This is a genomic window from Campylobacter concisus (genome assembly GCF_003048555.1).
Classification (GTDB): Bacteria; Campylobacterota; Campylobacteria; order Campylobacterales; family Campylobacteraceae; genus Campylobacter_A; species Campylobacter_A concisus_AO.
Genome location: NZ_PIRR01000052.1, coordinates 1 through 8875 on the forward strand (window position 1 = coordinate 1; position 8875 = coordinate 8875).

Here is an 8875-nt window from a genome sequence, read left to right on the forward strand (position 1 = left end):
ATTTAATGCAGTCCAACTAAAATAATACTATTTGAGTCAAATTTCTGTATTGTAAAATTAATGTTATATAAATATTTATACTTTATTTAAGTTCATTTTTGCTTTAATTTTAATTTTAAATATTAATTTCATAGGACTAAACATGAAAATTTCTTACGTTTTAGCATTTGCTTTAGTACCAAATTTAATGCTTGGTGCTGAAGAAACGATAGACCTGGCTCCGGTTACCGTTTCCGCAAAGATACAAAAGTCCGTTCTTGACGAACCGACAAAGGCTCAAATAGTAGGCAAAGGCGCGATACTAGAAAACGGCGACATCGCTAAATCGCTTTTAAATTTGAGCGGCTTTACGATGGAGCGCAAGGGTGGAGGCGGCAGCGAAGTTTATTACCGCTCGCAAACAGCGGCCAGACTGCCGGTGCTGATCGACGGCAGCACGCTAAACGGCGGTTGCGGTATGCGCATGGATACGCCTATCACTTACATCTCGGCGCAAAATTATAGTTCGGTTCGCATCGTAAAAGGCCCGCAAGACGTCAGATACGGCGCGCTCATTAGTGGCGGTATATTTTTCGATAGAGAGATAGCAAGGCTATCAAAACCGAGCTTCGGAGGAAACGTAAGCGTGCTGGGCGGCAGTTTTAGAAGATTTGAAACTGCTGCAGACGTAGCGGCGGGCAACGAGCTGGGCAGCTTAGAAATTTCCGGCGGACACTACCAGAGCAGCGATTATAAAAGCGGCGACGGACAGAAAATGCATACGCACTATAAACGCAACAGCGTTTCGCTCTTGGGTACGCTAACGCCCACGGAAACTACTGCATTGCAGCTAAGCGCGGACCTGGGTAATGGAGAAGCGGCGTATGCCGACAGGATGAGGGACGGCGTGCAGTTTGACCGCAAGTCTTTCGGACTAAAATTTGAACAAGACGTCGGTGAGCACAGGATTAGACTAAGCTCGTACTATCATCAAATCGATCACATAATGGACAACTTCACCATGCGTCCGGTGGTACCGGGCGTTGGACGCGGTAAGGGATATAGCATCAGTCACCCGATACGCGATATGTACGGCTTTAAGCTAGAAGGCGAGTTAAATTTCGATAATCTAACCAGCTTCATCGGCGCCGGTTATTCGCAAGACTCCTTTAAGTGGCGAGGCGCCGGAACGGGCGGAGCCGGCGTATCTAAAGCCGAAATGGACGCCGCCCTATCAAAGCCGCATGTAAAACAGCGCAAGGTAACGTATAAAACTATATACACTCAAAACGAATACATCCTTGAAAACGACTACGGACTTTTCGGCGGTCTTAGGCTAGACGTCGGCGAAAGAAAGCAGCTACTAACGCATAAAAGTAGGAGCGAAAATTTATTCTCCGGCTTTTTTAGATACGAAAAATATCTGCAAAATTTAACGCTTTATGCGGGACTAGGTCATGCGCAGAGGTTACCGGATCACTGGGAAACGAATAAAGACGACAATCTCAAGCTAAATAAAGAAAGAAACACTCAACTAGACTTTGGCACCGTGCTAAAAGACAAAAACTACGAGCTAAACGCGAATTTCTTCGTCTCGAAGATGGATGATTACATAATGATAAAATATAGTCCTATGGGCATGTCATCAAACGTATTTAATACCGATGCCTTACTATACGGCGGCGAAATCGAGGGCGATACGCTGCTAGCCGATATGTTTAGGCTGGGGGCGGGCGTATCCTACGTCTACGGCAAGGTGACTAAAAACGCGGGCGGCCTAAAAGACGGCGACGCGCTGCCTAAGGTTTCGCCTCTAACGTTTAAACTAAGCGCCGGCCTAGAAAAGCCAGACTGGTTCGTCAAAGCCGACTTCTACGCTAACGCGTCGCAAAACCGCACGCAAAAAGGCTACGGCGACGTAGGCGGTATGGACCTGGGCAAGAGCGATAGCTTTTGGACGCTGGGGCTAAGCGCGGGCTATAAATATAAAAATTATCAATTTTTGCTAGCGGCCGAAAATTTAAACGACGCCAAATACGCCTATCATAACTCAAAAGGCGGCTACGGCGGCGGTATCGCAGGCTACGAAACTATCCCGAACGGCACGAGGCTTTATGAGCCGGGTAGAAGTTTTTGGGCAAAATTTAAGGTGCATTTTTAGGGCGTAACTTAATAAATTTGGCATGGCTATAGGCTTAGGATTTGCCCTAGAGCTGTGCCAAATTTAAGTATTTTTACTCTTATCTTCTTAATAATACTCACACTTACTACATTTATTATTAGCAATAAATTGGCACTTGGTATAAAATTTCTTATTAAATTTAAATTTTATATAGATTAAAAGCTTAGATGTAAAATCTCAGAAATTTTTTAAAGGAGAGGTATGAAAAATTTACTTGTAAAATCAAGCTTGGTTCTAGCTTTGGTAAGCTCAGTTGCACTAGCTCAAGGTGCATTTGTTGGTGGTGAAGGTGATTATTCGTTTAACTCAAAAATCAAAACAAAAAACATAGCAAGTAGTGAGAAAAATAACTTCAAAAAAGGTCACTACGGCCTTGGCTTTTATGGCGGTTATGATTTTGACAACTATAGAGCTTATGGTGGTTATTATTATGACTTTAAAGCTAGGAAAAATGCTGGTGAATCAGATGCAAAATGGAGTAAGCATAAATTTTTAGGCGGTGTTGATTATACGCCAAATATCACTGAAAATTTTAAAGCCGTTCTTGGTGGATATACAGGTCTTGGCTACTTGAGCGTTAGAGAGAGATTTAATAACGAAACAAGTAAGAAAAATTTCAAAGGCTTGCTAGTTGGCGCAAAAGCGGGCGGCATCTACTCATTTGATGAACATAACGCGATCGAGTTTGGCTTAAAAGCTGATAAGACTTTTTATAAGAAAAATAGCGGAGCTCAGCTAAGAGATACGACTATAGGAATTTATACAGGCTATACTTATAAATTCTAACATTTAGGCAAGGCTTAGGCTTTGCCTTATTTTGGGCTACTCTCTACCTTCAAGAAGTGGTACGAAAAGACACTCATCCAAGTACTCTTTTTCTAAATTTCCATCTTTATCTTTTTTAAATTTAGCGATAAATTGCTTGCCATCTTTTTTCATTGGAGCTACTAAAATTCCACCATTTTTAAGCTGCTTAAATAAATTTGGTGAGATCTCATCAGCAGCTGCCGAGAGCAAGATACGATCAAATGGCGCATAGCTTCGCCAGCCATTATTACCGTCATCATACCTTACGTGCACGTTTCTGATCTTTAATGCCTCAAAGCGTTTTTTTGCCTCCATGGCTAGTTTCTCTATTCGCTCGACACTAAAAATTCTATGTGCAAGTTTGCTTAAAATAGCTGCTTGATAGCCACTGCCGCAGCCTATCTCTAGGATATTGTCCATATTTTCGCACTCTAGTGCCATTGTCATCTTTGCTACAGTTAGTGGAGAGCTGATCCATTGATTGCCCAGTATGGGCTGAGCGTCAAGTTTATAAGCATGTGCAGTGATTGGTACAAAAATTTCACGCTCAGTGGTAGCTATCGCATCGAACAAAAGTGGACTTAGCGTGATCTCGTCGGCTATATCGCTAGCCAAATTTTGGCATTTTATCGCTTCTAGTTGGGTCAAAATTTATATCCTAAATAAAAATTAAATCGTTATTATACGATTTAAAACTTATCTTAAAATTTATAAAATCCCTAAATTTGTCTTGATCTCTTTTATTAAATTTGCATCGAATATTGTCTCTTTAACAAGTGTGCCATTTGGTAAAAATACCCCAGCAACTTCTAATGCAAGTGAGCTTGAGATCATGACGTAGCAGTTGTTTGCAATAGCTAGAGCCTTGCAAAGACTAAGATAAGCATCCTCTCTAGCCTTGCCCCACATGGCTGGTACCATGATGATGTCGCATCCTTTTAACTTTGCCCAAAGTGTGCTATCGCGTAGTTCAAAACAGATTAGCACCCCAAGCTTTAGCCCTCTAAAATCAAAGGCATTTATCTCGTCCACATCGCCGGCAGTAAAAATTTCATGCTCCAAATTTGGCCTAAAAAGTTCGGCTTTAAACTGCGAATGAAAGACGTTATTTGAGTTAAGAAGTAAAAATTCGTTATAAATTTTTGGTTGGTGCGGATTTAGATTTGAAATTTGAGCGAGCCCTGCGCTTTTGTTTAGGCTAGTAAGGTGCGTAAAACCAAGAAATTTATCTGGACTAAGTGCCTCTTGCAAGCGTTCAAGCAGCATCGCATCAAAGCTACCTATCATGCCACCAAGCATCGCTTTGTTCGCCCCAGTAAAAAAGCCGTCAAAGTCATATCCGCTGATGCAAAGCTCGCTTGCAAGCAGGAGTGAATTTTCAGGTGCTGCTTCAACTAAATTTGCAAGCTCTTCTAGCCGCTCGGTAGCACTTTTTGCCTTTAAAGTTAGGCTTATCAGGTTTAAATTTTCGCTCATTTATTTTCCAAATACAAATATAGTTTGCTTTGGCGCATGGCAATTTTCCGGAATTCTAAAATCCATATCCGTCCCGCCAATTTCAGGCGTTGGCTTTAGCAAAACTGTTATGGCCGTAGTCTTGTTATCACGCTCTGAAAGCGGGTCGTTAAAGACCCAGACTTCATACGAAAACGAGGTTTTATCGTCAAAATATACCACTCTAGTCTCTTTTAGGTCGGCGGATTTAAAGTTACATACCCTATTTATCTGCTTTAAAACATCGACAAAAAGAGCCGATCCAATAGGTGCAAGGCTTGGCCGGATATCGCCAGCTGGCATGCTTTGGTAGATGATAGCATATTTGGTTTCGTCTGTTTTGACAAGTATGTAAGGGTTAAAACTATTTAATAGATCCTTATTTGTTATGTCAATCGCCCTCTGGCTGCTACTGCTAGCACACCCTACAAAAAGCACGCATGCGAGGGCTAAGATACTATTTTTAAAAGTCATCAAAGCTAATACTTCCTTTACTGTAGTTTGTCACCTTTGCTTCAAAGAAATTTGACTTTTGGTCGTTAAATTTCGCAAAGTCATCGACCCATTTGATCGGGTGAGCAACGTTATATTTGCGTTTTAGACCGATTGCAACTAGGCGTTGGTCGATGAGATAGTGGATGTACTGCTCGATGATGTCGTCTGTAAAGCCCATTATTTGGTTTTGGGTGATATATTTGCCCCATTTTATCTCTAAATTTCCAGCTTTTTCAAACATATCATAAATTTTCGCCTCAGTCTCAGGCGTGAAAAGGTCAGGCCTCTCTTTGCGGACTGAATTTATCATGTTTTGAAACAAAAGCAGGTGCGTGATCTCGTCGCGTTGGATAAAGCGGATCATCTGCGCTGAGCCTAGCATCTTGCCTGCGCGAGCTAGAGCGTAGATCGCTGTAAAGCCGCTGTAAAAGTAGATACCCTCTAAAATTTGATTTGCCACCATCGCAAGAAGTAGCTTCTCATCAGTCACTTCGCCTGCAAGCTCCTCATAGACGCTTGAGATGTAGTCATTTTTCTCACGCAATACATCGTCGTGCTTCTCCATCTCATAGATCAGGTCGGTATTATCACAGATCGCCTCGACCATGACAGCGTAAGACTTACTGTGGTTTGCCTCTTCGTAGGCTTGGCGGCTTAGCACGGCGTTGATCTCTGGTGCGGTGATGTAAGGGTTGATGTTATCTGCTAGGTTGTTTGTCTGAAAGCTATCCATCGAGATGAGCTGGCTCCAGACGAGGTCGTACATACGTTTTTCAGCCTCTGTGAGGTTGTAGGCGTAGTCGCGCACGTCGTCTGTGGTATCGACCTCTTTTGGAAACCAGGTGTTTGCCTCCATGAGGTCCCAAAGCTTTAATGCCCACTCGTATTTTGCCTTGGTGAAATTTAAAATGCCGTGTGGGTTGCCGTTAAAGACTCTTCTGTCGGTCAAATTTTCATTTGAACTTGGGTTGTATATGCGTTTTCTGTTCATAAATTTCTCTCTTATCTGTGGTAAAAATTTCTTAAAATATTACCCAAAGCAAGGTAAAAATTTACTTTTATTTAGAGCGTCTTAGTCCTTTTTATGGTCATCAAAAAGCCAGTTATTATTAGTAAAACTGCGATCACACATGATACAGCAAAGACGACCTGGCCAATCTCGCCAAACATCTCTCCAGTGTGCAAGCTAAGCACCTTTCGACCCGCCTTTTTAGCCTCTGGGATGCTTTCACTCTTGCTAACAAGTTTATTCTCTTTGATCTTGCCAGCGCTTGCATCAAGCTTTAGTTTGCCCACTTGGCTCTCGCTAGTTTCGTAGTTTATAGTATAGGTGCTTTGGTTGTTTTCAGGAACGTTTATCGTGAGGGATTTTAGATCTAGCGTGACATTTTCTTTAAAAATTTGCTCCGCAGTCTCTATCTCTTTAAATTTCTCATCGCTTATTGGGAGTAAATTTGATTGTGGTAGACTTTTTTTCATTGGAGTTGTTTTTAGGTCAAAAAATATACTATTTACGCCGCTTCTAACCCAGCCATAAGACCAGTAAAGGCCAGTTAGTGACATCACCACAAGTAAGATCACCACGTAGGTGCCAAGGCTGGTGTGAAGGTTATAGAAGCAGGCGTAGCCCTTTGCTTTTGGTTTAATTTTTAGCGAATTTAAGAAATTTCGTTTGATCGCTGGTGCGTAGAGGATGAGGCCACTGATAGCAAGCAGAGCCATGATGATAGAGCTAATGGCAACTATTTGTTTGCCGATATTGGCTGGTACTTTGCTATCAAGCAAGGCAAGTCCTAAATTTCTATGAAGACTTAAGATAATGATACGAAATTTCTCACCCCAATCCTCGCTAATAACTTCGCCACTTCTTGGATCTATGAAGAAATTTAATTGCTTTTTATCCTTTGTAATGCTTATACGATAAGCTTCATTTGCTCCACCTATTTGTAAGCTTTCAAGCGTATCAAATTGAATCTCACTTTTTGCTTTAGCTAGGAGTTCATTTAAACTTAAATTTACTTTTTCGCTAGGAACTAAGTTTATAAAATTTTTATTTATCGCACTTTTGATCTCTTCTCTATAAGACGCAAATGGTGCTGAAAGAGTCATGAATATTAGTGGAATAGCCGCAATTAGCCCAATTATTAGGTGGATGTTGAAAATGATTTTTCCTCGTTTTAAAAACATTTTTTTCCTTTAAATTTTAATAGCGAATATTATTTTATTTTTTGTTAAGAGGAGATAAAATTTGGTGAGAAAATTTGCTATTTATTTTGAGCGATCGGTAAGAGATACTCAAAGGTTCTGATGACTGCGTTTAGATCCTTTTTATTTAGAGATTTAAATGGTTTTAGTAAGTAATAAAGTGGTTTAAATTTTATAATTAGCCGTAGTGAGCGCGCGTAAATTTCACTCCCTCCGGCTGCCAAATATTCGCTAATGACTTCGCTTGCAAACTCGTCTGAAATTTTAAAACGAAATAACTCATCTATAAAAACAAGCAGATCGCGACACTTTTGAAGCTCTAGGTCATGGCTAAAAAATTTTGACTCAAAGTCTAAAAATTTTATTTCGTCATTTTTTATAGCGATATCCCTAAGAGCCGGGCGTCCGTGCGCAAAATTTAATGCGTGAAGTCCAGCTAGCGCGCGGGCTGCTTTTAATAGAATTTCGTGTTTAAATTTTTCATCGTTGCTATACTTAAAAAGCTGAGAAATCGGTTCACCAACATCTTCTATCACGAAAAACTCATCACTTTTTAGAATGAGTTTTGGGGCAGGGGCTTTGGCTTCGTTTAAAATTTCAAGTTTTTTTATCTCGTTGGCAAATGATTTATAAGGATTTGGCTTGAAAATTTTAGTTAAAAAGCCACCTTCAATGTTTTTTTCAATACGTTTTAACCAAAATTTTTGTTCATCAAATTCAAAGCTAAAGACGCGATCGTTACCGTCACTATGACTTTTTAAAATTTCACTGACATATTGTTTTAAATTTTGCATATTTGTAATTTAGCGAAAGAAATCTGAATTTTTACATATATGTGGCATAAATTTTAGTAAAAATGGTGAAAATATATTAAGTAAAAGAGGCAGTAAGGCACTGGTGGAGTTAAGCGGGATCGAACCGCCGACCTCTTGAATGCCATTCAAGCGCTCTCCCAGCTGAGCTATAACCCCAAATAGATTTTGGCATTTTATCTTTTTATGGCTTACAATATTTTGAAATTCGTTTTAGTAAAATAAAATTTTAAGCAATTTTTGGATAATATTGCAAACTTTAACGCGGGAATAGCTCAGGGGTAGAGCACAACCTTGCCAAGGTTGGGGTCGCGAGTTCGAATCTCGTTTCCCGCTCCAGTAACTTAGCCCGAGTGGCGGAATGGTAGACGCAAGGGACTTAAAATCCCTCGGTAGTTTTTACCGTACCGGTTCAAGTCCGGTCTCGGGCACCACGATATGGCGACATGGCCAAGTGGTAAGGCATGAGCCTGCAAAGCTTTGATCCCCGGTTCGAATCCGGGTGTCGCCTCCAAACTTCAAAAATAACTACTCAAAGGAATAACAGTGAGAAATTTATTTTTAGCAGCTTGTATAGCATTTTTTGTAGCTGGTTGTTCAAATACTTGGCATGGCGTAAAAGAAGATACTCATAATGCTAAAGAATGGACCAAAGAAAAGATAAATGATGGAGCTACATATATTAAAGAAAAAACAGAGTAAATTTTATAGATTATAGTAAATTTTAAGCAAAGTTGGTTATAATCACAAATCTTTAATTCGGGAGATGGCTGAGCGGTCGAAAGCGGCGGTCTTGAAAACCGTTGAGGTGTGAAAGCCTCCTGGGGTTCGAATCCCTATCTCCCGGCCACCTATCTAATTCCTTGTTTATTTTATAAAGCATTAACTAGATTTATTGTTT

At 40.5% G+C, this 8875-nt stretch carries 9 protein-coding genes and 5 tRNA genes; 7 read left to right on the top strand and 7 right to left on the bottom strand.

Features of this window, described 5'->3' with window-relative positions:
• Positions 1-142: 142 nt before the first annotated feature.
• Positions 143-2140, top strand: a complete 1998-nt coding sequence (locus CVS92_RS08050; RefSeq protein WP_107789099.1) for a TonB-dependent receptor domain-containing protein — start codon at positions 143-145, stop codon at positions 2138-2140.
• A gap of 222 nt (positions 2141-2362) precedes the next feature.
• Complete coding sequence (locus tag CVS92_RS08055) at positions 2363-2947, top strand: hypothetical protein (RefSeq protein WP_107789100.1); 585 nt, start codon at positions 2363-2365, stop codon at positions 2945-2947.
• 36 nt (positions 2948-2983) lie between these two features.
• Here CVS92_RS08055 and CVS92_RS08060 read toward each other — a convergent pair whose 3' ends face one another.
• The 7 genes from CVS92_RS08060 to CVS92_RS08090 form a co-directional block, all read right to left on the bottom strand.
• Positions 2984-3616 (bottom strand): protein-L-isoaspartate(D-aspartate) O-methyltransferase, encoded by a 633-nt coding sequence (locus tag CVS92_RS08060; protein WP_054197303.1) that lies wholly within the window; start codon positions 3614-3616, stop codon positions 2984-2986.
• A 60-nt stretch (positions 3617-3676) separates the two neighbouring features.
• The gene (locus CVS92_RS08065; protein ID WP_107789101.1) at positions 3677-4444 is read right to left on the bottom strand and encodes a carbon-nitrogen hydrolase family protein; all 768 of its coding nucleotides are present in this window, start codon (positions 4442-4444) and stop codon (positions 3677-3679) included.
• Positions 4445-4936: a hypothetical protein gene (locus CVS92_RS08070; RefSeq protein ID WP_107789102.1), complete on the bottom strand. Its 492-nt coding sequence runs from the start codon at positions 4934-4936 to the stop codon at positions 4445-4447.
• Positions 4926-5948 (bottom strand): ribonucleotide-diphosphate reductase subunit beta, encoded by a 1023-nt coding sequence (locus CVS92_RS08075; protein WP_009494790.1) that lies wholly within the window; start codon positions 5946-5948, stop codon positions 4926-4928. Before CVS92_RS08075 ends, CVS92_RS08070 begins: the two co-directional genes overlap by 11 nt.
• 71 nt (positions 5949-6019) lie before the next feature.
• Positions 6020-7144, bottom strand: coding sequence for a PepSY-associated TM helix domain-containing protein (locus tag CVS92_RS08080; RefSeq protein ID WP_087577407.1), 1125 nt, complete (start codon positions 7142-7144; stop codon positions 6020-6022).
• Positions 7145-7221: 77 nt separating this feature from the next.
• Entirely contained in the window at positions 7222-7956 is a 735-nt protein-coding gene (locus CVS92_RS08085) for a spore coat protein (RefSeq protein WP_087577408.1), read from the bottom strand.
• A 101-nt stretch (positions 7957-8057) separates the two neighbouring features.
• Positions 8058-8133, bottom strand: a tRNA-Ala gene (locus CVS92_RS08090).
• Positions 8134-8238: 105 nt separating this feature from the next.
• On the opposite strand from CVS92_RS08090, the gene CVS92_RS08095 reads away from it, so the two are divergent.
• From CVS92_RS08095 to CVS92_RS08110, 5 genes are all read left to right on the top strand, one after another.
• Positions 8239-8313: transfer RNA gene (locus CVS92_RS08095), tRNA-Gly, on the top strand.
• An 8-nt stretch (positions 8314-8321) separates the two neighbouring features.
• Positions 8322-8408 (top strand) — tRNA-Leu (locus tag CVS92_RS08100).
• A 6-nt stretch (positions 8409-8414) separates the two neighbouring features.
• Positions 8415-8488: transfer RNA gene (locus CVS92_RS08105), tRNA-Cys, on the top strand.
• Between the two features lie 32 nt (positions 8489-8520).
• Positions 8521-8676: a hypothetical protein gene (locus CVS92_RS09070; protein WP_167496266.1), complete on the top strand. Its 156-nt coding sequence runs from the start codon at positions 8521-8523 to the stop codon at positions 8674-8676.
• Between the two features lie 58 nt (positions 8677-8734).
• A tRNA-Ser gene (locus CVS92_RS08110) sits at positions 8735-8824 on the top strand.
• Positions 8825-8875 lie beyond the last annotated feature (51 nt).